Source organism: Erythrobacter tepidarius (genome assembly GCF_002155695.1).
Lineage (GTDB): Bacteria > Pseudomonadota > Alphaproteobacteria > Sphingomonadales > Sphingomonadaceae > Erythrobacter > Erythrobacter tepidarius.
The window spans coordinates 154522-168429 of sequence record NZ_MUYJ01000002.1 but is presented as its reverse complement, the minus strand read 5'-3'; the positions used below and the strand labels follow the sequence as shown (position 1 = coordinate 168429).

Here is a 13908-nt window from a genome sequence, read left to right as displayed (position 1 = left end):
TTTTGTCGGGCGCTCCCTCTTTGCGGCAGACCGCCCGCCCCGCGGTTCGCGCCAGCAAACCCTCGATAAGGCAACGCCGTCAGGCGTCTTTGCGCGAGATCAATTTGCCCGATTTGTCCTTACGACAGGTGCCGGCGTGGCAGCCCTTGGGGTGGCAGTTGCGGTCTTGCTCCGGGGCGCCGTCGCCGACCGGAATGGTAATCGTCCCGCCGTTGCACAGCCGCGCGGTGATCGTGGCGCCTTGTGCCGGGAGCGGCCCGATCATCACCGGCACCAGCGCGGCAAGGGCAAAGGGGAGCAGGGCGGCGTTCATGCGTCCTCCTCCTCCTCATCGATCAGGATGCGGTTGGCTGCGCCTTCCAGGTCGTCATACTGCCCGTCCTTCATCGACCACAGGAAGGCGACAAGCCCCAGCAGCCCCATGCCGAGCGCGATCGGGATAAGGAAGGCGAGGCCGGTCATTGTGCCGCTTTCGCAAGGCGCAGCGAATTGGCGACCACCACCAGCGAGCTCACCGACATGGCAATCGCCGCAATCAGCGGGGTAACGAGGCCAAACAAGGCGAGCGGCACCGCGATCAGGTTATAGGCGATCGCGAAGGCGAAGTTCTCGCGCACGATCCGCATCGTCTTTCGCGCGACCTGCACTGCCAGAGCCACCGGCATCAGCTTTTCGCCGATGAACACCGCATCGGCGGCCTGCTGGCTGGCATCCGAGGCCGTGCCGGGCGCGATCGAGGCGTGGGCGGCGGCAAGCGCGGGGCCATCGTTAAGCCCATCGCCCACCATCAGCGGGCGGCGGCCTTGGGCTTTCAGAGCCTCAAGCGCGGCGAGCTTGGCTTGCGGGCTGGCCTCGGCCGTGGCGGCTAGGCCCAGCTCGCGGGCGAGGGTCTCGACCGGCGCGGCGCGATCGCCCGACAGGATGCTGGCGGACACGCCTTGTGCCGCGAGCGCGGCGAGCGTCGCGGCGGCATCGCAGCGCAGCGGATCGGTGAAGGCGATGATGTGACGCTCGCTACCGATCCTGAGGCAGGTGGCGAGGCCCTGGCCTGCATCCTCCGGTCGTTCGAGGGCAACCTCGATGCCCTCCCAGCGCCCCGTCAACCCGGCACCGCTGACTTCGCGGATAGCGCCCACCGCGGCAGGCTCGACCCCTTCGCGCACCAGCGTGGCGGCGAGGCCACGGCTGAGCGGATGGCGGCTCGTCTGCGCCAACCCCAGCGCGATCGCGCGCTGGTTCTGCGTGAGCGCTCCCACATCGGCGCGTGGGCTTCCAAGCGTAAGCGTGCCGGTTTTGTCGAGCAGGGCGATATCGCATTCGGCAAGGCGTTCGAGCGCGCTTCCGTCCTTCACCAGCAGGCCGCGCCGCAGCAGCGCGCCCGACGCCACCACCTGTGCGGCGGGCACCGCAAGGCCCATCGCGCAGGGGCAGGTGATGATCAGCACCGCGATGGCGATGACGAGCGACTGGTGCCAGCCCGCGCCCGCGATCATCCATCCGGCGAAGGCCAGCGCCGCAAGGCTGTGCACCACCGGGGCGTAAAGGCGCGAGGCGCGGTCGGCGATGCGGACATAGGAACTGCGCGATTGCCCCGCCTCGTCCATCAGCCGGGCGATTTCGGCGAGCGCGGTGTCCTCGGCCACATGGGTCAGGCGGATGCGCAAGGGAGCGGAAAGGTTGATCGCCCCGGCATGGACGATGCTGCCCGGCCCGACCGGCTCGGGCGCGCTTTCGCCGGTGAGCATCGCATTGTCGATCGCGCTGGTGCCGTCCACCACCTCGCCATCGGCGGCCAGCGCCTCGCCGGCCGCGACCAGCACAAGCATTCCCGGATCAAGTTCGGCGGCGGCCATCCGGCGGGTTGTGCCATCGGGGCCGATCACGCTGGCGCTCTTGCCCATCCGCCCGAGCAGCGCGCCAATCTCGGCACGCGTGCGGTCGCGCATCGCCGCATCGAGCGTGCGGCCCGCGAGCAGGAAGAACAGCAGCATCACCGCGCTTTCGAAATAGGCGTGCCCGCCCCCGGCGACGGTTTCGTAGAGGCTGAGCGCCGTAGCGAGGATCACCCCGATCGAGATCGGCACGTCCATGTTGGTGCGGCGGTGGCGCAGCGCCATCCATGCGCTGGCAAAGAACGGGCGGCCCGAATAGGCGATCACCGGCAGGGCGATCAGCGCGCTGAGCCAGTGGAACAGATCGCGCGTCGCGCCGTCCGCGCCCGACCAGATGCTGACCGAGAGCAGCATGATGTTCATCATGCCAAAGCCCGCCACGCCCAGCGCGCGGGTCAGGCGCTTGCGCTCCTTGTCCTCGATCCCCATCGGGTTGTCGGCCACCGGCTGGGCTTCGAAGCCGAGATCGCGCAGGGCTTCGACGAGGCGGCTTTCGTCCATTGCCGGATCGTGCCGGATCGCCACGCGCTTGGCCGAGAAATTGGCACGCGCGGCGGCGATGCCGGCAAGCTTGGGCAATTCTCGCTCGATCTTGGCGATGCACCCGGCGCAGCGCATTCCCGGCACGGTAAAACGGGTGGAGACGAGCGCGGAGGTCTCGCCAACGGGGGCAGGCGAGGGCGCGTTCATGGCAGGGTGCGCTCCTCGGCCCAGGCCCCTTGCGGTGCGACAATGGCGATGCGCATCCGCCAGCGTCCGTCCGCCAGAGCCTTGTCGGAAATCCACCGGCCTTCGCCCGCGCGGGCAAAGGCAAGCAGCCTCGCCTCGCAGTCGCCGAGCGGGCGCTCGGCCTCGGCGGTGACCCGTGCGGCCGTAGGAACCCCGGCGGTGTCGAGCACCACCCGGCCATCGGCGCGCTGCGATGCCTGCACTTGCCATCCGAGCCGGCGCGAGGCTTCGGCCTTGGCCAACCAGTCGTTGTAATTCTGGCTGGCGACGTAGGAATTTTCGACCACCGTGCCGTGGAAGCTGCCGACCGCAATGCGCGCCATTGCCAGATTGACCGCGATCACGATACCGAACCCGCCGGCCAGCGCCAGCGCCATGTGCTTGCCGGTGAAGGTGCCCGATTTGCGCATCATTCGTTCCCCGGCATGGCAAAGGTGGTTTCGGCGAGATCGCTTTCCCTTTGTTCGTCAAGGCTGGTGAGGCGGAAGCGGAAGCTGTTCGCGGCCTCGCCCGGCGGCAGCATGACATAGGCGCGCACCAGCTTGGTGGCGTTGGCGGGCACTTTGATTACCTGCTTGGGCGCGGCATTTTCCATGCTGACCGCCTCGGTCCACATCACCGCGCCCTGCGGCATTCCTTCGAGCGCCACTTCCATCTCGCGCGGGCGGGCTTCCATGTTGCGCAGGCGCAGGGTGTAGGCGTTGCGCACCGATCCATCCTTGAGCAGCATGAACGGCGGGTTGCGATCGGGCGAGACGGTGAGATCGGTATGGGTGCGGGTGCCGAGCGCGAACAGCAGCCCCGCGCCGATCGCCGCCCAGACGCTGAAATAGATGAAGATGCGCGGCCGCAACAGGGCTTTCCACGCCGGGGTGGCGGGCGCACCGGCGGCTTCGGCCTTGCACTGTTCGAGCGTGGCGTAGTCGATCAGCCCGCGCGGGCGGCCGACTTCCTTCATCACCTTGTCGCAGGCATCGATGCACAGCCCGCAGGTGATGCAGCCGATCTGCTGGCCTTCACGGATGTCCACGCCCGTCGGGCACACAGCCACGCACATGTTGCAGTCGATGCAGTCGCCGTATTGGTCAGGGTTCTTGGCTGCCTTCTTGAGGCTCCCGCGCGGTTCCCCGCGCCAGTCCTTGTAGGTGACGATGAGGCTCTTTTCATCGAGCATCGCGGTCTGGATGCGCGGCCAGGGGCACATGTAGATGCACACCTGTTCGCGCATGAAGCCGCCAAGCCAGAAGGTGGTGCCGGTGAGGATCGCGACCGTGGCATAGGCGACCGGCGCGGCGTTGCCGGTCCAGAAATCCACCGTCAGCGTCGGCGCGTCGGCGAAATACATGATCCACGCGCCGCCCGTCCAGAAGGCGATCGCGAGGTAGACCGCCCACTTGGCGGTGCGCCGGGCGATCTTGGAGGCGGTCCACGGGGCCTTGTCGAGCTTGATGCGGGCGTTGCGATCCCCGTCGAAGAAGCGGTCGACATGCTGGAACAGGTCGGTCCAAACCGTCTGCGGGCAGGCATAACCGCACCACGCCCGGCCAACGGCGGTGGTGACGAGGAACAGGCCGATGCCCGCCATGATCAGCATCCCGGCGACGAAGTAGAATTCGTGCGGCCATATCTCGATGTCGAACATGTAGAAGCGGCGGTTGGCGAGATCGATCAGCACGGCCTGATCGGGGGCATAGGGCCCGCGGTCCCAGCGGATCCACGGGGTGGCGTAATAGATCGTCAGCGTAACGAGCATCACCAGCCACTTGAAGCGCCGGAAGGGGCCGTTGATCCGCTTGTTGTGGATCGTCTTGCCCTTCTCGTAGAGCGCCGAACCCATGAAGCCCACGTCCTCCGCCACCGCGGCGAGGCGCGGGGTTTGGGCATCGGAACCGAGCGCACTGGCCCAGTCGGGAGGGGTGTCCGCCTGCGCGGCGGGGCGCTCGATGTCCTGCTGGTCAGCCATCATTTTCGGCCTTCGGGCTGTGGGCGACATCGCCCGTCGCTTCGCCTGCGGGGACGGCTGGGGCGGCCTGCTGGCCCCCGCCGCGCGAATGGACATAGGCCGCCAGCATCTTGATCGTCACCGGATCGAGCCGCTCGTTCCACGCCGGCATGACGCCGTGCTTGGGGCTGAGGATCTGCCTCTTCACATCGGCAGCCGTGCCGCCGTACAGCCAGATCGCATCGTTGAGCGCGGGCGCGCCCATCGCCACCATGCCTTCCCCGCCCGCGCCGTGGCAGGCCGCGCAGTTGTCGGCGAACAGCTGCGCGCCTGCGGCGTTGGGCTTGGCCTTGCCCGAGAGCGAGAGCACATGGCCTGCCAGCGCGTCCACCTGTGCGCTCTCGATCACGCCCGCAAAAGCAGGCATGAAGTTGGCGCGGGTTGCATCGGAACTTTCCCAGCGGATGCCGTGGGTGATGGTGTATTCGATGTCGCTGAGCGTGCCGCCCCAGATCCAGTCATCATCATTGAGGTTGGGATAGCCCGGCGAACCCGCCGCGCCCGCGCCGTGGCATTGCACGCAGTTGACCTTGAACGCTGCGGCGCCCCCGGCAATCGCGGCCTGCATCAGTTCGGGCGAAGCGGGGAGCTGTTCGATGTCGGTTGCGGCGATCTTGCGCACCACGGCTGCCCGCGCGGCCTGGGCGGCGCTCATTTCGCTGGCGAGCTGGCCACGGCTCGACCAGCCGAGCACGCCGGCCGTGGCCCGATCGATCATTGGCCAGGCCGGATAGAGCACCACATAGACCAGCGCGAAAAGGATCGTCGTGTAAAAGGTCCACAGCCACCAGCGCGGCAGCGGCGTGTTGAGTTCCTCGATGCCGTCCCATTCATGGCCGACGGTCTCGGTGCCGGTGGGTTGGTCAATCCGCTTGTTGGCCATGGTCTTCGTCCTTGAAAATCGAATGCTTGGCGGCGTCCACGTGGCGTTTGGCGCCGGGGCGGAAGTGCCACAGGCACAGCGTCAGATAGAGCGCGAAGATCACCGCCAGCCCGTAGCTGTCGGCAAAGTGGCGAAAGGTTTCGTAGGCGCTCACCGTCCCTTCTCCCCGGCGAGTACCTCCTGCGCCGCGGCGCTTTCGACATCGACCAGCGTGCCGAGCATCTGGAGATAGGCGACCAGCGCGTCCATCTCGGTCACGCGGGTGGGATCGCCGTCATAGTCGCGGATCTGCGCCTTGGGATAACGCTCCGCCAGATCGCCGGCATCGGCATCGGGATTGGCCTGTGCCATTAGATCGTCGGCCGCCTTGGCAATGTCGGTATCGCTGTAGGGCACCCCGACCCGCCGCAGCGCCGTCAGCGTCGCGGCCGGATCGGCCACCTTGAGCTCGGTTTCGGCAAGGAAGCTGTAACTCGGCATGATGCTTTCGGGCACCACGCTGCGCGGGGCCTTGAGATGCTGGACGTGCCAGGCGTCCGAATAGCGCCCGCCCACCCGTGCCAGGTCCGGCCCGGTGCGCTTTGATCCCCACTGGAAGGGGTGATCATACATCGATTCTGCGGCGAGGCTGTAATGGCCGTAGCGTTCGACCTCGTCCCTGAAGGGACGGATCATCTGGCTGTGGCAGACATAGCAACCTTCGCGAATGTAGATATCGCGACCCGCCTGTTCGAGCGGGGTGTAGGGGCGCATCCCCTCCACCTTCTCGATCGTGTTGTCGATCCAGAACAGCGGCGCGATTTCCACGATCCCCCCGGCCGCCACCACCACCAGGGTCGCCGCGGCCAGCAGGGTTATGTTCTTTTCCAGCCGCTTGTGGCTGTCGAAGATCCGGCTGGGTTGTGCATTCTTGCTCATTTTTCGCGTTTCCTTTGCGCCGCGCGCCTATTCAGCGGGCTGGGCTTGCTGGGCGAAGATCGGATGGTCGGCGACCGGGTCATGCGGGGTGTCGCCCAGTGGCGCTTCGGCGCGCTGCCTGCCGGCGATGGTCATGGCGATGTTGTAGGCCATGATGATTGCGCCACCGAGATACATCAGGCCGCCCACCATGCGCAGGACATACATCGGGTGGAGCGCGGCGACGGTGTCGACGAAGCTGTTCACCAGATAGCCATCCGAGCCATATTCGCGCCACATCAGGCCCTGGGTGATGCCCGCCACCCACATCGAAGCGGCGTAAAAAACGATCCCCAGCGTCGCGAGCCAGAAGTGCCAGTTGACCATCCGCAGGCTGTAGAGCCGCTCCTTCTGCCACAGGCGCGGCACGAGGTAGTACACGCAGGCGAAGGTGATCATCCCGTTCCACCCCAGCGCGCCGGAGTGCACGTGGCCGATCGTCCAGTCGGTGTAGTGCGAGAGCGAGTTTACGGCCTTGATCGAAAGCATCGGGCCTTCGAAGGTGCTCATCCCGTAGAAGGCGAGCGCCAGCACCATCATGCGGATGATCGGATCGGTGCGCACTTTGTCCCACGCGCCGTTCAGCGTCATCAGACCGTTGATCATCCCACCCCAGCTGGGCATCCACAGCATGATCGAGAACACCATCCCCAGCGTCTGCGCCCAGTCGGGCAGGGCGGTGTAATGGAGGTGGTGCGGGCCGGCCCAGATGTAGAGGAAGATCAGCGACCAGAAGTGGATGATCGACAGGCGGTAGGAATAGACCGGCCGCGCGGCCTGTTTGGGCACGAAGTAATACATCATCGCCAGAAAGCCGGCGGTGAGGAAGAAGCCCACCGCGTTATGGCCGTACCACCACTGGGTCAGCGCGTCCTGCACGCCCGCGAAGGCGCTGTAGCTCTTTGCCCCAAGCAGGCTGACCGGCAGTGCGAGGTTGTTGACCACGTGCAGCATCGCGATGGTGACGATGAAGGCGAGGTAGAACCAGTTGGCGACGTAGATATGCGGTTCGTGGCGGCGCAGGATGGTTGCGACGAAGACCGCCAGATAGGCCACCCACACGATCGTCAGCCACAGATCGACATACCATTCGGGTTCGGCATATTCGCGGCTCTGGGTGATGCCGAGCAGGTAGCCGGTCGCCGCCAGCACGATGAACAGCTGGTAGCCCCAGAACACGAAGCGGGCCACGCCGGGTAGGGCCAGCGTGGTGCGGCAGGTGCGCTGCACCACGTAGAAGCTGGTCGCGAGCAGCGCATTGCCGCCAAAGGCGAAGATCACCGCGCTGGTGTGCAGCGGGCGCAGCCGCCCGAAATTGAGGTAAGGCTCGAAATTGAGCCAGGGAAAGGCGAGCTGGGCGGCGACGAACACCCCCGCCAGCAGCCCGGCAAGCCCCCAGAACATGGTTGCGATCACGCCCCAGCGGATCACGTCATCGTCGTAGCGGCTCGGCCCCGGGGGCATCCGGAAGAGGCTCTGGGCCTTGGCCAGCGGATCATAGGTGCCCAGCGTGGCGATGATCAGGATCGCCGCCACCAGCGCGACGATGCCCATGTGGATCGCGAAACCGCTGTCCGGGGTCAGGGCGATGGCACAAATGGCTGCGAGCAGGACAAGCGCCCAAAGCCCCAACCGTCTTACGACTGCTTCCATGATATGTGTCCCTTTCGTCGGCCTGCTCTAGCAGGCTCGCGTGATCCCTGTTGTTGATTGAGATCAAAATTGCGTCAGGAGGTTTTGGGTGTCGCGCCTGATTGACTGTTTTTCAGTCCGGCCAGTCTGGCCAGCGCATCGACATCCGAGAGGCAGACTTTCGATCGTCCCTCGGTCTCCACCAGTCCGGCTTCGCGCAGTTCGGTGAGCTGGCGGCTCACCGTCTCGATCGTCAGGCCCAGACTGTCGCCGATATCCCTGCGGCTCATCGGCAGGGCAAAGGCGCAGGCACCCGAGGTGCAGCCCGCCAGCCGCTCGGCCATCGAGACAAGGAAGTCGGCGATCCGCTGTTGTGCGGTTTTGTGGCCCATTTGCATCATCCGCGAGCGGCTGCGGTGCAGCGCCTGCAGGCTGCGGGCGAGCACCGAGCGCAGCACCGCCGGATCGCTCTGGGCAATGTCGAGAAAGCGTTCCGCCGGGAACACGACGAGATCGCAGTCGGTGAGCGCCACGAGGCGGAAATCGCCCCACGCCTCCCGGGCGCTTTGGCGCAGCACCGAGATCATGTCCCCGGCGAAATGGAAGGCCAACACCTGCCGGCTCGGCGTGTCGGCAAGCGGTTGCGCGGCGAGCTTGGCCGAACCGGCGGCGATGTAGACCAGCCTGTCCTCGTGCCCGTCGGGCGCCAGTTCCTCCCCCTTGGCGAGATGCAGACAGAAACCGATCGCACACAGCCTGTCGGCTGTCAGCCCGCCGCCGGTTCCGGGGGGCAGAACGTCACGGAAGGCCTCCAAGCATTGCTGCCCGTAAGAGGTGCTGATCGTTGCCATGATGATGCGGCAATGCCGTGTGTCACGGCAAAGGTCTTTGATCCCGATCAATGAGCGAAGCCGTCAGCGGTGGCTAACGGGCCCGCACAGGCAGCAATCATCCTGGGCCGCGGAGGGCGGCCACTGCTGCTGACGAGGACGAATAGAATGAGGACGTTTGCGATACTTGCCAATCTTGTCTTGGGCGGGGCGGCGTTGGGGCTCGCCGCCACTCCGGCGATGGCTCAGGAAGGTGACACCGACCGCGCCGGAGACATCCAGTTCAAGGTGTTTGGCACCGCGGTGCTGCCCGACGGCAAGATCACCGACATCAACGTTAACCTGCCGGGTCTGCCCGCCACCACCCAGACCAGGGCGAGCGACAATTTCGTGCCGACCATCGCCGTCGAATATTACCTCAACGGCAATGTCTCGATCGAGACCATTGCCGGGGTGACCCAGCATGACGTCGACGCCACCGCCGGCCTGCCGGTAGGTGCCGAACTGGTGTCGGACGCGCTGCTGCTGCCGGCTACCGTTACCGCCAAGTATCACTTCGATCTGGACGGGGTGAAGCCCTATGTCGGCGGGGGCGTGGCCTATTTCATCTGGCTCAAGGACGATCCGGGCGCGGCCACCCTGCCGCTGGGCGTCACCGATACCGACCTTTCGGACGAATTCGGCTTCGCGCTGCAGGCCGGCTTCGACGTGCCGCTCGGGGATGATGGCTTTGGCCTCAGCTTCGATGCCAAGCGCTACTTCATCGACACCACCGCCCGCTGGTACGTCGGCAACACCTTGGCGATCGAGACCGAGCACAAGCTCGATCCCTGGGTGCTGAGCGCCGGGGTCACCTATCGTTTCTGAGGCAGGGCAAGATGCGGAACAGTCCCCGCTGGCCGGATGCGGCCGGCGGGGTTTTGCTTGGCCGCGCCCGATGCGCGATGGCGCGGCGGGGTGATGCCGCCAATACCGGCCATGCGCGGGTGATAGACCGATCATTGCCGGGCTAACTGTACCAGTTTGGCAAGGGTTTTCATCAAGACATACCGCAATGGCCCATCAGGCCGGCGGTTATTGTGCGCCAGCCAGCAGACGTCTGTAAGACCTTTGTCTGAGGGCGCGGGGCTGGTAGCCTGGTGTAACAAGGGGGCCAGAAAAGGGAGAGTCGAGATGATCCACGCCGTCGAGCGGCCCATTGCCCATATCCCCACCCATTGCACTTCCGAGCAGTATGAAGCGATGTATCGCGCCTCGGTGGAAACGCCCGATGCCTTCTGGCTTGAACAGGCACAGCGGCTCGACTGGTTCACCGCGCCCACCATCGCCGGGGATTGGTCCTATGATCCGGTGGCGATCAAGTGGTTCGAGGACGGCCAGCTCAACCTGTGCCACAACGCCGTCGACCGGCACCTTGCCACCCATGCCGACCGCACCGCGCTGATCTTCGAGCCCGATGATCCGGCAGCGGATGGCCGCAGCCTGACCTATGGCGAACTGCATCGCGAGGTGGTGCGCATGGCCAATGCGCTCAAGGCGCTCGGCGTGGCGCGCGGTGATCGCGTGACAATCTACCTGCCGATGATCCTCGAAGGCGTGGTTGCGATGCTCGCCTGCGCACGGCTGGGGGCGGTGCATTCGGTGGTGTTCGGCGGCTTTTCGCCCGAGGCGCTGGCCGGCCGGATCGAGGATTGCGCCAGCCGGTTCGTGATCACCGCGGACGAAGGCCTGAGGGGGGGAAAGCATGTGCCCTTGAAGGCCAATGTCGATGCTGCGCTTGCGCTAGCGGCGCATGCCACCCCGGTCGAAGGTGTTCTGGTGATCCGCCATACCGGCGGCGCGATTTCGATGCAGGAAGGCCGCGATCACTGGCTGGAAAGCCTTGCCAGCGATGCCGACTGCCCCTGCGAAGTGATGAATGCGGAAGACCCGCTGTTCATCCTCTACACCTCCGGTTCGACCGGCAAGCCCAAGGGCGTGCTCCACACCACCGGCGGTTACGGGGTGTGGACCGCGACAACCTTTCACTACATCTTCGACTACAGGCAAGGCGAGGTGTTCTGGTGCACGGCCGATATCGGCTGGGTCACGGGCCATTCCTATGTCGTCTATGGCCCGCTGATCAACGCGGCCACCGCGATGGTGTTTGAAGGCGTGCCCAACTATCCCGATCACGGAAGGTTCTGGGACGTGGTCGACAAGCACCAGGTCAACATCATCTACACTGCCCCCACCGCTATCCGCGCGCTGATGCGTGAAGGCGATAATCATGTGAAGCGCCGCTCGCGCGCCTCGCTGCGGCTGCTCGGGTCGGTTGGCGAGCCGATCAACCCCGAAGCCTGGCGCTGGTATTTCGACGTGGTGGGCGAGGGCCGCTGCCCGATCGTCGACACCTGGTGGCAGACCGAAACCGGTGGCTGCATGATCACCACCCTGCCCGGCGCGCACGACATGAAGCCGGGCAGTGCGGGCCTGCCGTTCTTCGGCATCCGCCCGCAACTGGTCGACAACGAGGGCGGAGTGCTTGAAGGCGCGGCCGAGGGCAACCTGTGCATCACCCATAGCTGGCCGGGCCAGGCGCGCACCGTCTATGGCGATCATGACCGCTTCGTGCAGACCTATTTCAGCACCTATGCTGGCAAGTATTTCACTGGCGATGGCTGCAAGCGCGACGCGGACGGCTATTACTGGATCACCGGCCGGGTCGATGACGTGATCAACGTTTCGGGCCACCGCATGGGCACCGCCGAGGTCGAAAGCGCGCTGGTGCTCCACCCCAAGGTGGCCGAGGCGGCGGTGGTCGGCTTTCCGCACGACATCAAGGGCCAGGGCATCTATTGCTATGTCACTCTCAACGCCGGCGAGGAGGGGAGCGAGGCCCTGCTGGGCGAGTTGAAGGCCCATGTCCGCAAGGAAATCGGCCCGATCGCCACGCCCGACGTGATCCACTTCACCGACGGGTTGCCCAAGACCCGCTCCGGCAAGATCATGCGCCGCATCCTGCGCAAAATCGCCGAGAACGATTTCGGATCGCTGGGCGACACCTCGACGCTGGCCGATCCTTCGCTGGTCGACCGGCTCATCGAAGGCCGACAGAACCGCTGACGCCATCATCGGCTGCATCATCATCGCCGAGGATCATCCGCCATACCGCACCCCGGCTGCGCCGCAGGCGGGGTGCGGCAGGGTTCATTCCCAAGTCCCGCGAGCCGTGGTCCGATGCGCGAAGGGCTCGCCGCCGTTTGCGACGGCGACGGGTGATGCCCGGCTGGCGATGACAGCGGCGCGGACGATGTGCGGCCCGCATCGTCAGTCGCTCCTCGCCGCAGCGCCGCATTCTCGGCGGGTTCCGGCAGGGCCTGCGCAACAGGCAGATCGCCTGTCCAATCGCCATCTTCGCGGCCGGCGGCAAAGGCAGCGGGCGCGATGTTCATTGCGGTGGCCTCGTTCACCGCGGCAAAGAGCAGGGCCAAAATGATCGGCGCCCGCAGGCGGCAGAGGTTAAAATCATCCCACGCGAACACCGCGCCCGGCGACCAAGCCGGGACGATGCGCTTCGCCATTGCGCTTGCCGCGTGGTGCCTGGGCAGGTCGCCGTCGGCTGGCGCCGCCAAACATGCGCCCCTCTTGCGCCCGCGGCGCCGCGCTCATCTGATGGCGGCGAAGGTGAAGCGCAGCGTGCCGGTCTCGATCACCAGTTCGCGGGCATCGGCGGTCAGGACATAGCTGCGCGCCTCGGCGAGACTGGCAACCTGGTTGCCGAAGCTCGGCTCGGGGCACAGCATCCGGGTGCTGGCGACGGGGCCGATGGAGAGCGTCCCGGCCCCATTGCGCGGTTTGCCCGCGGCCCAGCTGGCACGCCCGCGGTTGCAGTCGAGCTGGAGCGCGAGCGCCCCATCGGGGCCGAAGGCGAGCCTATGGCGCGCCTGCAGCGCAGGGGTGAGCGTCGTGGTGCTACCCGAGGTGTGGATCTCGGTGAGCTGCCATTCGCTCCCTTCCAGCGGATGCGGATTGCCGGGGGAGACGCAGGCGGCGAGCATCATCAGCGCGCCGCCCGCCACCAGGGTCTTGAACGCCATGCCTATTCGGCCGCCGGGGCGGCGGCTTCGGCCGGGGGCGCCATGGTATCGCCTTTCGGCACGCTCACCAGCGTGATGCCCTCGATGGTTTCGAGCACCTTGCCGCCAAGCGCCTCGGCCGAGGCCTTGTCCGGGCAGCCGACCAGCACCGCGCTGTCATCGAGGAAGTTCACGGTTGCCTCGGACTCGCCAAGGTTGCGGCACGGATCGCCAGCCTTGGGATAGCCCTCGCCAAAGGCGGCGAGGCTTTCGGGGAAAGCGGCAGGCGTGGCGCTCGCCTCGGGCGCGGGCGGATTGGCGGCGGCCTCGGCAGCCGCGGCACGCTCGGCATTGCCCTTGGCGGTGTTGCCGCTGCAGGCGGCGAGTGCGAGCACGCCGGCGGCGATGAAAATAGTCTTGTGGTTCATTCTGGGTCTCTCCCTCCCTCCCTTGTCTGGGCAGGCGAGAGTAACCTGCGCCGCCCCTTGCCGACAAGCAGCATTTGGCGCGTGCGAAAAAGGCCGCCGGAGCGCCAGCGGCCTTTGCCTATCCCCCGCAGGGGAAGCGCGATCAGGCTTCGCGGGTGCCCGACAGCGGCATCGCGCCGAAAGCGCCGGCGTTGACGGTGCCCGTCAGATTGTCGCCGTCGATGGTCGCTTCGCAATCAAGCGTCATCGGCATCGGCACGGTCATGTTCATCTGCCACTTGATGGTATTGCCGCTGATGGTGCCGCCGGTGATGTCCATCGAGCCGAGGCTGCCGACCAGCGAACCGCTGAAGGTATCGCCGTCCGGCACCACGGTGAGGGTGCCGGTCTGATCGCCCATCGGGCTCTTGACGATGGTCTTGTAGGTACCTGCAACAGACATTTTTCAACTCCTGATTTGCGCGCGAAGCATCGGCCGCGCACGCCTGACATCTCGA

At 66.1% G+C, this 13908-nt stretch carries 16 protein-coding genes; 2 read left to right on the top strand and 14 right to left on the bottom strand.

All coding sequences use genetic code 11. The features are described from left to right. Window positions 1–79: 79 nt before the first annotated feature. The 10 genes from BZF61_RS02510 to BZF61_RS02465 form a co-directional block, all read right to left on the bottom strand. Window positions 80–313, bottom strand: a complete 234-nt coding sequence (locus BZF61_RS02510) for a hypothetical protein (protein ID WP_086617058.1) — start codon at window positions 311–313, stop codon at window positions 80–82. Further along, window positions 310–462, bottom strand: a complete 153-nt coding sequence (gene ccoS / locus BZF61_RS02505) for a cbb3-type cytochrome oxidase assembly protein CcoS (protein WP_086617057.1) — start codon at window positions 460–462, stop codon at window positions 310–312. The genes BZF61_RS02510 and ccoS overlap by 4 nt, the downstream gene beginning before the upstream one ends. Next, the gene (locus tag BZF61_RS02500; protein WP_086617056.1) at window positions 459–2582 is read right to left on the bottom strand and encodes a heavy metal translocating P-type ATPase; all 2124 of its coding nucleotides are present in this window, start codon (window positions 2580–2582) and stop codon (window positions 459–461) included. The genes ccoS and BZF61_RS02500 overlap by 4 nt, the downstream gene beginning before the upstream one ends. Then, window positions 2579–3034 (bottom strand): FixH family protein, encoded by a 456-nt coding sequence (locus tag BZF61_RS02495; RefSeq protein ID WP_086617055.1) that lies wholly within the window; start codon window positions 3032–3034, stop codon window positions 2579–2581. The genes BZF61_RS02500 and BZF61_RS02495 overlap by 4 nt, the downstream gene beginning before the upstream one ends. After that, window positions 3031–4458, bottom strand: a complete 1428-nt coding sequence (gene ccoG / locus BZF61_RS02490; RefSeq protein ID WP_086617171.1) for a cytochrome c oxidase accessory protein CcoG — start codon at window positions 4456–4458, stop codon at window positions 3031–3033. Before ccoG ends, BZF61_RS02495 begins: the two co-directional genes overlap by 4 nt. Window positions 4459–4576: 118 nt before the next feature. Next, window positions 4577–5506 (bottom strand): cytochrome-c oxidase, cbb3-type subunit III, encoded by a 930-nt coding sequence (gene ccoP / locus BZF61_RS02485; protein ID WP_086617054.1) that lies wholly within the window; start codon window positions 5504–5506, stop codon window positions 4577–4579. Continuing rightward, window positions 5487–5660, bottom strand: coding sequence for a cbb3-type cytochrome oxidase subunit 3 (locus BZF61_RS02480; protein WP_086617053.1), 174 nt, complete (start codon window positions 5658–5660; stop codon window positions 5487–5489). Before BZF61_RS02480 ends, ccoP begins: the two co-directional genes overlap by 20 nt. Then, the gene (gene ccoO, locus BZF61_RS02475) at window positions 5657–6424 is read right to left on the bottom strand and encodes a cytochrome-c oxidase, cbb3-type subunit II (protein WP_086617052.1); all 768 of its coding nucleotides are present in this window, start codon (window positions 6422–6424) and stop codon (window positions 5657–5659) included. Before ccoO ends, BZF61_RS02480 begins: the two co-directional genes overlap by 4 nt. 27 nt (window positions 6425–6451) lie before the next feature. Continuing rightward, the gene (gene ccoN, locus BZF61_RS02470; protein ID WP_086617051.1) at window positions 6452–8116 is read right to left on the bottom strand and encodes a cytochrome-c oxidase, cbb3-type subunit I; all 1665 of its coding nucleotides are present in this window, start codon (window positions 8114–8116) and stop codon (window positions 6452–6454) included. A 74-nt stretch (window positions 8117–8190) separates the two neighbouring features. Then, on the bottom strand, window positions 8191–8946 hold the full coding sequence (locus BZF61_RS02465; RefSeq protein ID WP_086617050.1) for a Crp/Fnr family transcriptional regulator: 756 nt from the start codon (window positions 8944–8946) through the stop codon (window positions 8191–8193). Window positions 8947–9093: 147 nt separating this feature from the next. Between BZF61_RS02465 and BZF61_RS02460 the strand changes: the two genes are divergently transcribed. Both BZF61_RS02460 and acs read left to right on the top strand, forming a co-directional pair. Next, entirely contained in the window at window positions 9094–9792 is a 699-nt protein-coding gene (locus BZF61_RS02460; RefSeq protein ID WP_086617049.1) for an OmpW/AlkL family protein, read from the top strand. A gap of 306 nt (window positions 9793–10098) precedes the next feature. Then, window positions 10099–12030: an acetate--CoA ligase gene (acs, locus tag BZF61_RS02455; RefSeq protein ID WP_086617048.1), complete on the top strand. Its 1932-nt coding sequence runs from the start codon at window positions 10099–10101 to the stop codon at window positions 12028–12030. A gap of 20 nt (window positions 12031–12050) precedes the next feature. On the opposite strand, the gene BZF61_RS02450 is transcribed toward acs, so the two are convergent. The 4 genes from BZF61_RS02450 to BZF61_RS02435 all read right to left on the bottom strand — a co-directional run bounded on the left by BZF61_RS02450 (window position 12051) and on the right by BZF61_RS02435 (window position 13853). Next, on the bottom strand, window positions 12051–12488 hold the full coding sequence (locus BZF61_RS02450; RefSeq protein WP_086617047.1) for a hypothetical protein: 438 nt from the start codon (window positions 12486–12488) through the stop codon (window positions 12051–12053). 84 nt (window positions 12489–12572) lie between these two features. Continuing rightward, on the bottom strand, window positions 12573–13004 hold the full coding sequence (locus BZF61_RS02445) for an META domain-containing protein (protein ID WP_086617046.1): 432 nt from the start codon (window positions 13002–13004) through the stop codon (window positions 12573–12575). Between the two features lie 2 nt (window positions 13005–13006). Continuing rightward, window positions 13007–13411, bottom strand: a complete 405-nt coding sequence (locus tag BZF61_RS02440) for a hypothetical protein (protein WP_086617045.1) — start codon at window positions 13409–13411, stop codon at window positions 13007–13009. Between the two features lie 142 nt (window positions 13412–13553). Next, window positions 13554–13853 carry a hypothetical protein gene (locus tag BZF61_RS02435; RefSeq protein ID WP_086617044.1) on the bottom strand — a complete coding sequence of 100 codons (300 nt, stop codon included), beginning with the start codon at window positions 13851–13853 and terminating at the stop codon, window positions 13554–13556. Between the last annotated feature and the right edge of the window lie 55 nt (window positions 13854–13908).